The sequence below is a fragment of the Spiroplasma apis B31 genome, assembly GCF_000500935.1.
Taxonomy (GTDB): Bacteria; Bacillota_I; Bacilli_A; order Mycoplasmatales; family Mycoplasmataceae; genus Spiroplasma_A; species Spiroplasma_A apis.
In genome coordinates, this window is sequence record NC_022998.1 from 552,074 (window position 1) to 567,035 (window position 14,962).

The window sequence follows — 14,962 nt, forward strand, 5'->3', positions numbered from 1 at the left end:
AAAGAATATAGTAATATCAATCGGGGTTTTATTAACATTGATATTATCAACATTTCTCATTTTCACTTTTGGTTTACTACTTGCTAATAGTATTTATGCATATGCTTATAAAGATGTTTTGGAATTAACAAACCCTTTAGGTCCATTAACTTTTTTTAATGGAATAGTAGGTATAATATTTTTTGTATCCATTTTCTCTATTTTTAGTCTTATCACATTATCTATGAGTTTAAGAGATTCTAGTTTTAAATTGCTTAGAATTATTGGTATCAGTCACACAAAACTGAGAGTATTTATTTTTTTTGAAATTTTTATTTACATGACTATTGCAATTTTATTTTCCTTCTTTTTAAATATTCCATTTGCAAATTTTATTCTAAAGGAGTTAAAAAATAAGCAAGTAATTGAAAGTAATTTCAAAATATATAATGAGTACTCATATCATTATATATTTGTACTAGCAACTATTTTAATTACATTGCTTTCAACATACTTTTCAACAAAAAGATTAAGAAAAATAGCGAGCGTGAGTTTTGATATACCAGAAAGTAAGAAGAAAAGAAATCTACGTATTATTTTTTCTTCTATTTTCTCTTTGATATGCATTGCATTATTGTCAAACAGTTACACTATGCGAGGAGGTTTAGGATTAGGTTTATTGATAATAGTTATTATAAATTTTGTTTTTGCTTTCAGTCTTATAGGAAAAAAACTCTTATGTTACTTTTTAAAACTATTTAACAAAAGATCAAAAAGCATTTATAAAACAATTGTTTTAGAATCACTAATTGAAAATATTAATAAAATATTCGTTCTTATTAACTTGTTAATGGCTTTTTCAATGTTCGCTTATTATATTTATTCTACATATTCGTTTAGTGCAGTAGAAAAAAATAACTCACAAAACAATAGGGGGATTTATATACTCTTAATCATAAATTCTATATTTGGTTTAATAGTATTTACAAACACGTTAGTAGCATTTTTTACAAGTCAAGAAAGTAATTATAAGGTGATATACAAAATTGGTTTTAGTAAAAAGCAGATAATGTTCGTCATTATTATTACAAACTTTGTAATAACTCTTATAAGTCTGTTTGTTTCAACATTATTCTTCTCAATATTTATATTTTGTTTTTATGGATTTAATGCTTCGAATTTTAACTTGTTAAAGTTATTTGAAAATATAGCAATAATGAATATTTTAATTTTATTAGTAACTACTTTATTAGTGATTCCATTTTGTATTTACAACAACAAAAAATTAATGCACAAATACGATTAAATAAAATATCTCAATGTAGTATAGATATTTTATTTTTTTTATAATGTTATATTTAGTCATAAAAAAAATCTCCATATATAGAATTTATGAATAAATAAACATAAATGTATATAAGGAGAATTGTAGTTATAATTTTATTATTTCATCAAAATTTTGATTGTTTAAAATATTAGTTGTGTGGGAAATAAATATAATAGTTTTCTTTAAACCACCTATAATATTTTCTATTATTTCTCTATTTCCTTTATCTAAATTTGAAGTTATTTCATCAAAAATCAATATTTGTTTATTTTGTGTTAAAGATCTTGCTATTGATATTCTTTGTAACTCACCACCAGACAAATTGCTGAAGTCATTATTTAAATCACTTTCCAAACTAGCGGAATTTGCTAATTCATTCAAATTAACGTTTTTCAAAGCTTTGAATAGTTTTCCATCTTCAATACTTGGATCAAACAAAGAAATATTATTTCTCAAACTATCATTAAAAATGATAGTTTTTTGGGGCATATATCAAATTAAATTTTTAATATCCTCCTTACTCAATGATTTATAATCGTGTTTTTCATTTATTATCAAATTACCTTGATAGTTATCTATTAAACCGAAAACAATATTTAGTAAAGTAGTTTTACCTTTTCCAGAATCACCAACAATCAAGTATTTTTTATTTTTTTCAAAAGTTAAATTAATATTTTTGAATATGTCTTTTTCAGCAACTTTATAGCTTAAATTTTTTACTTCTAGCTTTTCAAAAGCAATAAATTTTTTTGGATGTACTTGTTTCTCGTTATAATTAAATTTTTTGATCATGATAGTTCCTGCTTTTATAATAAAAGCAGAACCGAATAAACCGTTTACACCATTAAAAAATGTACCTGATATATTTGTAACTGCAAGTATTGAACCAACTTCTGTGTAATTATTTAACGATAAGAAAATTGAAACAAATAGCATAATCATTTGACTAGAAATAAATAAAGAGAATAAGATTAAACCTTGAAAAGCGTTTACATATTGATAAGAAGCGACAGCTTTTTCTTCGCGTTTATTAGCTATGTTTATCAAGTTTGCAAACTTTCTTTTTTTCATTTGCATAAGAAAAAATTATATAACCATTTAGTAGGTTTTCAACCTTGCTTGAAAAAATTTCTCTCTCTTTTGACATTTTCTCGGTTTTTTTAGTAACAATTGATTGAACTAATGTCGGTAGTACTATCATAAGTATTGTTATCCCTAAAAGTGATAAACCTATTATTCAATGAAATGTAAAAATAGCATACGTTGCTAAAATTATAGCAGACAAGCTTTTGATCACATTGAACAAGTTTTCTATGCATAAATTTTCAATTGAATTGACATCATTTGTAAATCATGATATCAATTCTCCTTTTTTATAACTGTTATATTCTTGATCACTAAATGAAATTATTTTTCTGCATATAAGGTTTTTTAATTCAATTTTTATTTTTTTAACAGTATATATTTTTAGTATGTTAGATATATAGTTTGATATTATTGATAATAAAAACGATATTGCCACTATTATCGTATCTTTTGTAACACCTTGAATATTTTTTTCAAAGACATTATTTAAAACACTAGATAATTGATATCCTGCATAAACCATACAACCGTTTGAAACGGATGTTATTAAAAAGTAAGCGAAAATCAAATACCAATATTTATTAGTTAATCTTGTAAGTTTCACAATTTTAATCCTTTCTAAAATTATTTACAAATAATTTGTGAAATGTTCAAAAAATTGTTAGCAAACTGATCACCATAAAATAATCTTAATCTTTTTATAAATTGTGTTTTCAAAAAACTTACAATTAAATACGTGATTCTTTTATAACTTTTGTAAATCTCAAAACTAATCAGAAACATAAAGAAAATTAAAGATTTAATATACTCATAAAAAGTTGTAATCACAGAAAAAATATTCTCTATAACTTTTATCTTTATTAAATTTGATTTTGCAAAACTTATTTGCAAAATCAAAAAAGTATAAGCATATGTAATCAGAAGTAAAATTGTTAAAAGATTAAAAAAAACAAATAAATCAACTTGTTTATTATTTGTATACAAATAAAAGATGATATTTAACATAGATATAAGAGAAATAGTTAAATAATATTTAAATCAATATATTATTTCATAACAATATGAAGACATTGTTTTAACTAAGTTTATAAAAAGTAACATTGTAGATACAAAAAACAAAAGACTAAAGAAATTAATCAAAGATGTAAATAAAAATAATAAAGAGTTTTGTAAATTATGATATATAAATGTAAGTGTTAGAGACAAAAGTATCATGAAGAATATCGATATCATTTTATGATTTATAATTATTTTATTATTTAGCCTTATTTTCATATCATCACCTAGTTTTAGTATACACCTCTAGTTAAATTTATTTTTTTTATTGCTTGCTAAAAAAACTTAATCTTCTTTACTCTTTGCGTATATTTTTTCAGTGATTGTTCTTTGAAAGTCAAACTACTTGAATTTTATCTTTTGCTTTGAAATGAGAAAAATACTTCAGAGAACAAACAAAATAGCACTTATAAGATTCGACAAGAATCTTATTTGTAACAAAACAAGAGATTTCGTTCGTCTGTTAACGATTTAAATTATTATGCATAGTGAATTTCTAACAACCAACTTGATAGTAAATACTTTTGATTATTTTTTTAAACTGTCAGAAATTTTTTCAAAAAATAAAATATTATAATATTTAAGTTTAATAAAAGAAAAGAACTGACAATAAAATTTCGCTAGTTCTGTATCAAACAAGCGGATATAAAATGGTATAAAGATCGAAAAAAAACTAATTGATGGGGTTATGTACCATTTTAGAGTGTAAAAGCAAATAAATATAACAGCTTCACTTGACGGAATATTCGTAGCATTTTTAACAAATTCATTAGTATTTATTGATGTAGCCTTATCAAAAGTACTTCGTAATGCATTCTTAATTACGACAATTATATCCGATATCAAAAGTTAAAATTAGTATTTTTGGGTACTGATGGAATTAGAGATAAGTATAAAACTATTAAATAATTTATTAAAACCTTCTTTATGAAGGTTTTTATTATGCTCAATTAGTATTTTTAACCTTTTAAAAATGGTGTAAAATTATATGGTTAGAAATAGGAGATTAATATGATTCAAAAACCAAGAGGAACAGAAGATTTATTTAATGAAAAGGTGAGAGAATTCTTTGCGTTAGAGTTAATTATTAGAAATTTAGTTGATTTATACAATTATCAAGAAATAAGAACACCAATTTTTGAGTCATTAGAGCTATTTAAACGAAGTGTTGGTGAGCAAACTGATATAGTTTCTAAAGAAATGTACGTATTTAATGATAAAAAAAACCGTGAACTAGCATTAAAACCAGAGGGAACTGCACCAACAGTTAGATCTATTATTGAAAATAAACTTTATATAAACGAAAACTTACCATTGAAACTATTTTATTTTGGTAGCATGTTTCGTTACGAAAGACCCCAATCAGGAAGACAAAGACAATTTAACCAATTTGGCGTTGAAGTTTTTGGTAAAAAAACCCCTGAATTAGATGCAGAAATACTATGTTTAGCTGTTTCATTATTAAGAACTGTTGGAATAGAAGAGTTTCAAGTAAACTTAAATTACTTAATTACGGGAGAAAAAAGAGAAACATATATTGCATATTTAAAAGAAACATTAAGTGGTTTAGATTTATGTCAAGATTGTCAAAAGAGAATCGAATTAAATCCTTTACGTGTTTTAGATTGCAAAATTGATGCACCTAAATTCAAAGATTTAAAAGACATGAAAGAATATTTGAGTAATGATGAGAAAGAATACTATCAACAACTTAAAAATAATCTTAATAACTTAGGAATAACTTATCAAGAAAATGGTATGCTTGTTCGTGGATTAGACTATTATACTGGTTTTGTTTTTGAAGTTATTGATGATACTGGAAGCACCCTTATTGGTGGTGGAAGATACGATAATTTAGTTCAAGAATTAGGAAATGTTGAGTTACAGGCAGCTGGATTTGGGATGGGTATCGAAAGAATCATCAATAAACTGGAAACACTAGGTATATCATTGGCTGAAGAACAAAGTGTTGATTGCTATATTATCGCTTTGTGTGAAAAAGCTAAACAATTCTCAAATATTTTATTACTAATGATGCGTAGTGCAGGTATAAAATCAGAGTTCAATTACCAAGAAAGAAATTTAAAGTCAGCATTCAAGTTTTCAGAAAAACTTAAGGCTAAAAATATCATAATTATTGGAGAAAATGAATTAAAAAACAATGTTGTGGTTATTAAAAATCAGATAACCAAAAAGGAAATAACTGTACCTTTTGATAAAATTATAGAAACAATAAGGGAGAAATAAAAATAATGAGAAGAAGTCACACCTGTGGTCAATTAACAATTAAGGAAATTAACCAAAATGTCGTTCTTGAAGGATGAGTTGCCAAAGTTCGTAAAATGGGAGCATTGAATTTTGTGGATTTAAGGGATCGTTATGGTATTACACAATTAGTGGTAGATGAAAATATGAGTTTAGAGTTTTTGAAACCTGAATATGTTGTTAGAGTTTCGGGAGTTGTTATTGAAAGAAAATCAAAAAACGCAGACTTAATCACTGGTGAAATTGAAGTTAAATTAAATAAAATTGAGTTAATTAATAAATCAGAATTAACTCCTTTTGAGATTAAAAACAACATTGACTCACAAGAAGACACAAGATTAACTTATCGTTATTTAGACTTGCGTCGCCCTGAAATGCAAAATATTTTAGTAACAAGAAGTAAAGTTAATAATATTATTCGTAATTATTTTGTAAATAACGATTTTATCGAGATTGAAACACCAATATTTGGTAAGTCTACACCAGAAGGTGCTAGAGACTTTTTGGTTCCTTCAAGATTAAATCCTGGTAAATTTTATGCTCTACCACAATCTCCACAATTATATAAACAATTATTCATGATTGCAGGGTTAGACCGTTACTTTCAAATAGTTAAATGTTTTAGAGATGAAGATTTAAGAATTGATCGTCAATTAGAGTTCACTCAATTGGATATGGAAATGGCTTTTGCAGAACAAGAAGATGTTATGCAAACAATTGAAAGTTTATTGAAAAAATTAGTATTAGATTTAAAAGGTGTTGACATAAAAGGTAATTTTTTACGCCTAACTTACCAAGAAGCTATGGAAAAATATGGAAATGATAAGCCTGATATTCGTTTTGGATACGAAATTCACACTTTAAATAATATATTCGATAATACAGAAATACCTTTATTTTCTAATCTTCAAGATAAAAAAATTAGAGCGATTTGTGTTGACGCACTTTTAACTAAAAAAGATTTAGAAACATTAAGCGAAGTAGCTAAGCAAAATAGCGTGAATATCTTAGCCTTTGCTAAATTTGATCAAAACGAATGATCTGGTTCAATTGGTTCAAAATTGAATGATGCAGAAAAACAAGCATTAATCAAAGAGTTTGATATTAAAGAAAAAAGCACAATTCTATTTGTAGTTGATGAATATTATCGTGCAAGTAAAGCACTTAGTGCCGTAAGAAACACAGTCGCAAGCTTATTGAATACCTTAGACCCAAATGAATTGAAATTCTTATGGGTTGTTGATTTTCCGTTATTTGAGTTTTCTGAAGAAGAGAACCGTTATGTTGCTGCTCATCATCCATTTACAATGCCATCAGAAAATTGTTTAAAAGATTTTGACATAAATAAAGAAAAAGCTTTTGCAAAAGCATATGATATAGTTCTTAATGGTTTTGAAATTGGTGGTGGAAGTCAAAGAATTACTGATCAAACTATTCAAAAACGAATGTTTGATGCTATCGGGTTAACTGAAAACCAAATTAAAGATAATTTTGGTTGATTTGTAAATGCCTATAATTATGGGGCTCCTTATCATGCTGGGTGTGCTCTAGGTTTAGACAGAATAACAATGATATTAACTGGTGCACCAAATATTCGTGAAGTTATTGCATTTCCAAAAAACTCTTCTGGTATTGACCCGATGACAAATGCACCTGACATAGTAACTGAAACACAACTTAAAGAGTTATCAATTAAATCAGTTAAATAATTAATTTTAAGTTAAAATATTTTAAAAGGTAAATAAATGTATTTACCTTTTAAACTTGTATAATAAAGTTGTTTGGGGGATCTTTTCATGAAAATGTATAAAAAAACAGGAGAAGTATATACACCTGAGTTAGTAGTTAAAAATATGTTGGATATGTTATCTTATAAAAATAAGAATATTTTAAAAAAGCATATAATTGATAATTCTTGTGGTTTAGGAGCTTTTTTATCTGTTATTGTTAAACGATACATTAAGGTATCTCTGGCCGCTAATATTAGCTTAAATGAAATTAAAAGAGATTTAGAGAAGTACATACACGGTATAGAATTAAACAAGGAAAGTCATAAAGTAACAATATCAACTTTGGATGAAATTTGTTTAGAACATAAAATACCTGGAAAAGTCAAATGAGATATTATTAATGGCGACTCCCTTTATATTAAAAAATATGATAAAAAGATGGATTTTGTAGTTGGTAATCCACCATATATTAGAATTCATGATTTAGATGCTAAATATAAAGAATTTGAATTCTCAAAAAAGGGTATGACAGATTTGTATTTGATTTTTTTTGAAATAGGAATAAATATGCTAAATGAAACTGGAAAACTAATTTACATCACTCCAAATTCTTATCTTACAAGCAGCTCTGGGTCTTCTTTAAGAAAATACTTATTAGAGAATAATTTGATACAAAAAGTTTTGAACCTAGGTCACGATAATCCATTTAAAAATATTACTACTTATCCGATAATTACAATGTTGAAAAAACAAAAGAAAAATAAAGATGTTGAAGTATATAAAAATGACTCTATCAAAAACAAATATATTAAAGATTTTACAATTAAAAATGAGACTTACCAGATAGAAAACAAGTTTTATTTTCATAAGTCTAATGATATAAACTTTTTAAAAGAAATACTTACCGTTAAATCAAATAATAGCAAAGTTTTTGTAAGAAATGGTCTAGCAACAAATTTCGATAGTTTTTTCTATAATGATAATTTTGAAGGTGAGTTTATAATTGATGCAATCAAGGCTTCAAATTTAAAGTATACAAAGCTATTCTATCCTTATGATAAAAGTGGAAAACTGATACCTTTAGATGAAATAGAGAGAAAAAATAAAAATATTTATGATGAATTGCAATTGAAGAAATTTTCTTTATGTGATAGATCTTTAGAAAATATGAGTAATTGATATGGATTTGCAAGATCACAAGCAATTAAAGATGTTTACAAAGAAAAAATCACAATGAATAATATTATAAGAACTATTGAATCAATTAAAATTATTCACGCTCCTTATGGAACAGCTATTTATTCAGGTTTCTATATCTATTCAGATTGTATAAGTCTTGAGGAAATTCAAAAAAAGCTGAAAAGTCAGAAGTTCATAGAATACGTAAAACTATTAGGTAAAGATAAAAATGGACATTATTACTACGTTTCATCTAAGGATGTTCAAAAATACTTAGATTATAGCTTTTTAGACTACGAATATAATAAGATTAAATTAGCAATAAAAAAATGTGATAGGGATTTGAATTTATATGAGAAAATACGAAAATAATCTTCTAAAAGAAATAAAAAATACATATGCATTTATTTATCGACCGAGTCATAAAGAAAATAAACGAAGTAATAAAAAAGTCGATAATTTACATTATGCTTTATTACGGCATTTAAGTTCAGAATTGAATGATTCTAGTTTTGAGTTGTTCACAAAAGAAACGGATGGCTCGGAATTAAAAGCCAATGGATATTATTATGATAAAAAAACAGATGTTTTAATCATGAATAAAAAAACAAAAGAAACAATTGCAACAATTGAGTTCAAAATGTTGTTATCAAGTGTTCAAAAAAATAACAACAATAATATTTCTAATATGATAGGTGACGCAACTAATATAAGAAAAGCAGGTATAAAAACCTACTGAATATATTGTATAAGCAATACTACACCCGTTTATAAATCAACTGGTGAAATACAAAGTCTATATAAAATTAAAGAAAAATATTTTGATGTATACAAAAAGATATACAACGATAATTACTCAGAGGATGATTCAATACCTAATGCTGTCTCTTTCAATATATTAGAAGATGATATTGATTTAACAAAGTTGAAGACTAAACAAGAGTTGAAAATAAAATATGACAATCACATCAATAAAGATGGATTTGATATAAAATTAGTTGATAATATCAGATATGAAAAAAATAATCTATTTATTAACGAATATGATAAATTTATAAAAAAAATGAGTGAGGAAATAAAAAATGCAATATACCAATAAACTTGAAGAATATCTTGATCTATGATTTTCAAATGAAAACCCAGAAACAAGAATAAAAATATTAACACACTATATTTTTTCAAGAGAAAATAATATAGATGAATCAAAATATTCATACATAAATTTACTAAATTTTTGTAACAATGAAAATTATCCATCAATAATTATTTATGATGAAGAAGAAGATGATAAATTAGCACAGCTATTTTATGTAGCTAATAGTGAGGAAGACGTCAAAGATATCATCAAGAAAAATAAAATATTTATTGATAACTTAAAATCTAACACTTTAAACAAAGATGTACTTTTCACAAAAGGCTATATTAATTTAATAAATAAACTTTTCGAAAATAATGTCACTGACTACGAATTGATTATTATCTATAATGATTATCTACAGGATCAAAAAATTATTGCTATGGAAGATTATTTTTTTAATGATCCTAATATTTTTAATTATTGTGAATTGAAAATAATAGATAAAAAAAGATTAAACTCAAAATTTATGGGTGAAATTTTGGATGAAAGTCAACAAGAAGGAAATAAGTTTAATTTTGAATTCAAAAACCCGTCAAATATGGAAACTGGAAAGAATAATGCAATAATTTATCAAGAAGCAAACGTTGAAAAAACCATCATTCTTTCTTTATCTGCAAAATCGCTTATAAGTTGTTATCATAAATTTAACGAGAGTATTTTTGATAAAAATGTTAGGTTTGCTATAACAAAAGGGACAGCATCTAAAAGTGTGGATGACAGTATTAGAGAAACTGTAAAAAACAATCCAGGGAAATTTTTTATTTTCAATAATGGTGTAACAATAGTTAGTGAAAAAATTGGCGAAATAGATATCCTAAATAACTTAGTTTCTTTGAAAAACTTCTCAATTGTCAATGGAGCTCAGACTATAACTAATCTTGAAAAAATTAATAGAGACTCATCAATGAAAGACAACATAGATAAGGTTTATGTTGTAGCAAAAATTATTGAGGTTAAAGATGAAAATCAAGATGACTTGGTAGAAAAAATAACAAAAGCATCAAATAATCAAAAACCAATTACACCTAGAGATTTAAAATCGAATGCCAAAGAAATGATAGCTTTAAAAGAATTCTTCAAAGAAAATAATGTAATCTTAAATGTTAAACGGGGAGACCAAGCCTTAGCTGATAAAAAATATATAGCTAAAAGATTGGGAATTAATGATGTAAGTAAAATACCTAGTGTACTTAATGATCAAGTCGCGCAATACGTTTACTCACTTATATTAATGAATCCAACATTCTCTTTACAAAATAAATCTAAGATATTTAATGAAAAAAATTACGAAAAAATATTTTTAAATAAAAGCGTTTCACATGAAGACATATTCTTATCATATTCATTCTACTCAAAGGTATCTAAGTTATTAACAGAATTGAATAATTATATTATTTTTGGAGATATTGAAGGTGTTCAGCCACTTATAGGTAACATAAATTCTTGAGTAATTTCTTTAATTTGATTGATTTGAAACATTAAAGACTCATTAGGAACAATTGTTAATTACAAAAGTTTAGAAACTTTCAAAAACGTAAAAGGTACATTTGTAAACAAGACAATAAACGATGAGTTTGAGTTCAATAAGGATGAATTAGCATCTTTTATGTATAATTGTTACGAAATCATATATAAAATGTATCTGGAGAAAAAAAATAAAAAAGGAGAACTTTTCTCACATTCAGCGTTTTCATATAAAGAAGAGTTTTATCAAGAATTTATAAAAGAAGTATTTAAAATTAAAATAATAAGTGAATTAGAAAGAAAAGTAAGATACTTAAGTAGTATCTTCAAATAATACTGTAAAAACTTGTTGAATAATTACAAGTTTTTTTTTTTTTTTTTGTGTTTAAACTTTTTTAAACTTTTTTAAACTTTTTTAAACTTTCCTTATTGTGGTTTAGTTTTAATGCTAAGATACTTACAGGAGATACATCAAAATCACATAGTTTTTAACTATATATTACAAAAATACCAAAACTTTTATTAAACTGTTAATTTATTTCGAAAAAGGGTGTTGGTTATGAGAAAAAAGAGTGAAGAGCAATCTTTATTAATTAGAATAATTGATCTTGTTGGTACACATAAAAACATAAAAGATATCTATAATTGTGCAACAAGAATTAGATTAACTTTATATAATAATCAGATCGTAAATGTTAATAACTTGAAAAAAATTAAAAGTTTCAAAAATGTTTTATGATCAAATAACGAACTACAAATTATAGTTGGACCTGGAGTTGAAAAACTAACGAGTCTATTGAAATCTAGGCTTGATGACTTAAGGAACAAAGAAGATTATGACAGCTTTAACATTAACTCTAAGATGTCAAAACAAAACAATATTTCATATGGTAGCAAGTTCTTGAAAGCTGTATCAGCTATTTTTGGTCCACTTATTCCTTTCTTAATAGGAGTTGGTTTATTGATGGCTTTTCAACAACTGCTTATAAGAATGAAGGTGAGTTCACTTATTACTAAAGATGGTGTAATGGGAGTCGATTACAATGTATTTGATTATGTCTTAAATATTATTACTGGTACAGGGTTTAAAATGATGGGTGTAGTTGCGATGTGATCAACTGTCCGTTATTTAGGTGGCAAACCACCAATTGCCATTACTCTTGGTTTGATAATGGTATCCCCAATTATTCCAGAAAATGGAGTTCATCTCTTTGAAATTGGTAATTGAGATATTGTTATTAAGCCGTTTTATTCAACAATATTAGTTTTTATTGTTATGGGAATAGTTATAGCATATCTACAAAGTTTTATGGATAAATATTTTAATTCAGTAGCAAATTTCTTATTAAATCCATTTTTGACTTTATTGATAGGAGGAATATTAGCATTTTTTTTACTAGGACCTATTATGGGTATAATCGAAAATGTACTTTTATTAGCCTTTGATTGATTCATGAAATTACCGTTTGGTTTAGGAACTATGATAGTTGGTTTAACTTGACAACCATTAGTGGTGTTAGGGGTTCACAACATTTTGTTTTTTGCAGCAACAGCTGATCTGGTTGCGAATAATAACCCGTCATTGTTTCTAGCAGCAGCATTCGCTGCTGCATGAGCCCAAATGGGTGCTACTATTGGGGTTTGTTTAAGAAGTAAAAGAATTATTGATAAAACATCCGCTATTGCCGCTGCATTACCTGGAATTATTTCGGGTCCGACTGAATCTTGTATATATGGTGTAAATTTACCAAAAGGCTTACCATTTATAACTGGTGTGATCGCAGGAGCATTAGGTGGATGATTAATAGGAATATTTGGCGTAGCTTTAAACAATTTAGCAGGTCTTGGAGGAGTTGTTGGTTTCTTGGCCTATACTGATAAATTGTTATTAGCAATTTTGATTGATTTAGTTTCTTTTGGTTTAGGAATAATAATAACCTTTATATTTTGGAAAGAAGAAAAATCAGAAAAACGACTTGTTATGAAGACTACAAAAAAATTAAACAAAGTTGAAAGACTTTCAAGTATTATAGATTATCAAGCACTTGAATTAATACAAAACTTAAGAAAGCATAAAAAGAGAAAAACTTCATTAGATGAAATTTTAAAGACATCAAATAAGATTTTAATGAAAAAAAATCTTATTGATGTCAATCTATCTAATGATCTTGAAGAGCTACAAGTTGATTCTAACAATCTTATCAAAAATAAGTATTTTATTAGAAGGCTTGAAGCACAACTTAAATTAGTGCGTACTAATAGACAGTCGAAATTAAATAACATATATTGTGATATAAAACAAAAAGCTTTATCTCTTAAAGAAGTTCTTCCTAAAACAAAAGAATTTTTAATTTTACTAGTAAAAATCAAAAATCTTGATTTTAGCCTCAAACGAATATTAAATAGAGTGGAAGAAAAAAAAGAGAAATTAGCATCGAGAGGAAACAAATTACTTACATCAAAGAATAAAAACGATTTTACTAAGGGTTTGTCACTTATAGAAAAATCTAAGAATAGTATAAAACCTTCATCGAAGTATGATAGTTTACTTGAAAAAAAATCATACCTTGAAGTTGACATAGAAAAAAAAGAAAAACTTTTAGCTCAAGTTTTAAAAGATAAATATGATGAATTTGAAAAAAGTATTATAGATATTGAAAACATAAAACAAAAGGACTTATCTTATTTTAAAAATAAATATTTTGATGATCTCCATACTATTTTCATTAAAGAAAAAATAGTGACATCTAAATGTGTTCAATAAATATAAGGGGTGGAAAGGGAGATAATTTTTATCTAAATCAAAGAATGAAAAAGAATATATTTATAATATCTTTAAGTCCTGCATTAGACTATGTATTACATTTTGAAGAGTTAAAAAAAAATAAAACAAATAGACCAATTAAAATAGATTTATATCCTTCAGGTAAAGGAATACATGTTTCTATGTTTCTAAATAATCTAGGTGTTGAAAACAAATCATTGATATTCACAAATGGCTTATTTGAAAACTATTTTTATGATAATCTTGACAAGTTTGGGATTAAATACCAAAAGTTTAAAGCTGATAGAGATATAAGAATCAATTTAAAATTAATAGATGAAATGCAGACAGAATGTAGCGTTTCTACTTCAGAAATAAACGATTCAGAAATTGAAAAGCTCATAAAGTACTTAAAACAAAATGTTAAAGAAAATGACTATGTTATATTAACAGGGAGCATACCCAATAATATGAGTTACAAAATATATGGTAATTTATGTGAGATAATAAATAATTTAAATGCTAACTGCGTAATAGATTCCTATGGAGAAACTCTTAAATACGCAATTACTAAAAAACCATTTCTTATAAAACCTAATATCGATGAACTTGCGTTAACTGCTAATATTGAAATTAAGAATGAATCAGATATTATTAAAGCTTCAAATATTTTATTGAACAATGGAGCGCAAAACATCTTAGTGTCAATGGCTGAAAAGGGTGCGTTATTTGCAAATAAAAACATAATTATAAAATGCCCAGTAGGTAGTTGAAATGATAAATTAGTCAATGCTGCAGGATCTGGTGATACTATGTTAGCGGGCTTTTGAGTCAATTTATAATACATAGTGACTTTTCTAAAGCCTTATTATATTCTGTAGTTTGTGGAAGTGCTACCGCATTTTCTAACAGAATAGCTACAAAAGATAAAGTTTTAGAGTTGATTGAAAGCGATAAAACTCTTAAAGTCATAT

The 14,962-nt window shown here is 25.7% G+C and carries 10 protein-coding genes; 8 read left to right on the forward strand and 2 right to left on the reverse strand.

Annotation, left to right across the window (positions count from 1 at the left end):
- The first annotated feature begins 37 nt into the window (after positions 1 to 37).
- The gene (locus SAPIS_RS02395) at positions 38 to 1,285 is read left to right on the forward strand and encodes an FtsX-like permease family protein (RefSeq protein WP_235049099.1); all 1,248 of its coding nucleotides are present in this window, start codon (positions 38 to 40) and stop codon (positions 1,283 to 1,285) included.
- Positions 1,286 to 1,411: 126 nt separating this feature from the next.
- Here the strand turns inward: SAPIS_RS02395 and SAPIS_RS02400 are convergent, their stop codons facing one another.
- Complete coding sequence (locus tag SAPIS_RS02400) at positions 1,412 to 2,383, reverse strand: ATP-binding cassette domain-containing protein (RefSeq protein WP_084203611.1); 972 nt, start codon at positions 2,381 to 2,383, stop codon at positions 1,412 to 1,414.
- Complete coding sequence (locus tag SAPIS_RS02405) at positions 2,337 to 2,996, reverse strand: ABC transporter transmembrane domain-containing protein (protein WP_023789267.1); 660 nt, start codon at positions 2,994 to 2,996, stop codon at positions 2,337 to 2,339. The genes SAPIS_RS02400 and SAPIS_RS02405 overlap by 47 nt, the downstream gene beginning before the upstream one ends.
- A gap of 1,463 nt (positions 2,997 to 4,459) precedes the next feature.
- Between SAPIS_RS02405 and hisS the strand changes: the two genes are divergently transcribed.
- From hisS to SAPIS_RS02445, 7 genes are all read left to right on the forward strand, one after another.
- Positions 4,460 to 5,695: a histidine--tRNA ligase gene (gene hisS / locus SAPIS_RS02415; protein WP_023789271.1), complete on the forward strand. Its 1,236-nt coding sequence runs from the start codon at positions 4,460 to 4,462 to the stop codon at positions 5,693 to 5,695.
- A 5-nt stretch (positions 5,696 to 5,700) separates the two neighbouring features.
- Positions 5,701 to 7,422, forward strand: coding sequence for an aspartate--tRNA ligase (aspS, locus tag SAPIS_RS02420; RefSeq protein ID WP_023789273.1), 1,722 nt, complete (start codon positions 5,701 to 5,703; stop codon positions 7,420 to 7,422).
- Positions 7,423 to 7,509: 87 nt separating this feature from the next.
- Complete coding sequence (locus SAPIS_RS02425; protein ID WP_023789275.1) at positions 7,510 to 8,994, forward strand: HsdM family class I SAM-dependent methyltransferase; 1,485 nt, start codon at positions 7,510 to 7,512, stop codon at positions 8,992 to 8,994.
- Positions 8,975 to 9,721, forward strand: coding sequence for a hypothetical protein (locus SAPIS_RS02430; RefSeq protein WP_023789277.1), 747 nt, complete (start codon positions 8,975 to 8,977; stop codon positions 9,719 to 9,721). The genes SAPIS_RS02425 and SAPIS_RS02430 overlap by 20 nt, the downstream gene beginning before the upstream one ends.
- Positions 9,705 to 11,558 carry an AIPR family protein gene (locus tag SAPIS_RS02435; protein ID WP_023789279.1) on the forward strand — a complete coding sequence of 618 codons (1,854 nt, stop codon included), beginning with the start codon at positions 9,705 to 9,707 and terminating at the stop codon, positions 11,556 to 11,558. The genes SAPIS_RS02430 and SAPIS_RS02435 overlap by 17 nt, the downstream gene beginning before the upstream one ends.
- Positions 11,559 to 11,783: 225 nt before the next feature.
- Positions 11,784 to 13,988 (forward strand): PTS transporter subunit EIIC, encoded by a 2,205-nt coding sequence (locus tag SAPIS_RS02440; protein WP_023789281.1) that lies wholly within the window; start codon positions 11,784 to 11,786, stop codon positions 13,986 to 13,988.
- Positions 13,976 to 14,830, forward strand: a complete 855-nt coding sequence (locus tag SAPIS_RS02445; RefSeq protein WP_023789283.1) for a 1-phosphofructokinase family hexose kinase — start codon at positions 13,976 to 13,978, stop codon at positions 14,828 to 14,830. Before SAPIS_RS02440 ends, SAPIS_RS02445 begins: the two co-directional genes overlap by 13 nt.
- Positions 14,831 to 14,962 lie beyond the last annotated feature (132 nt).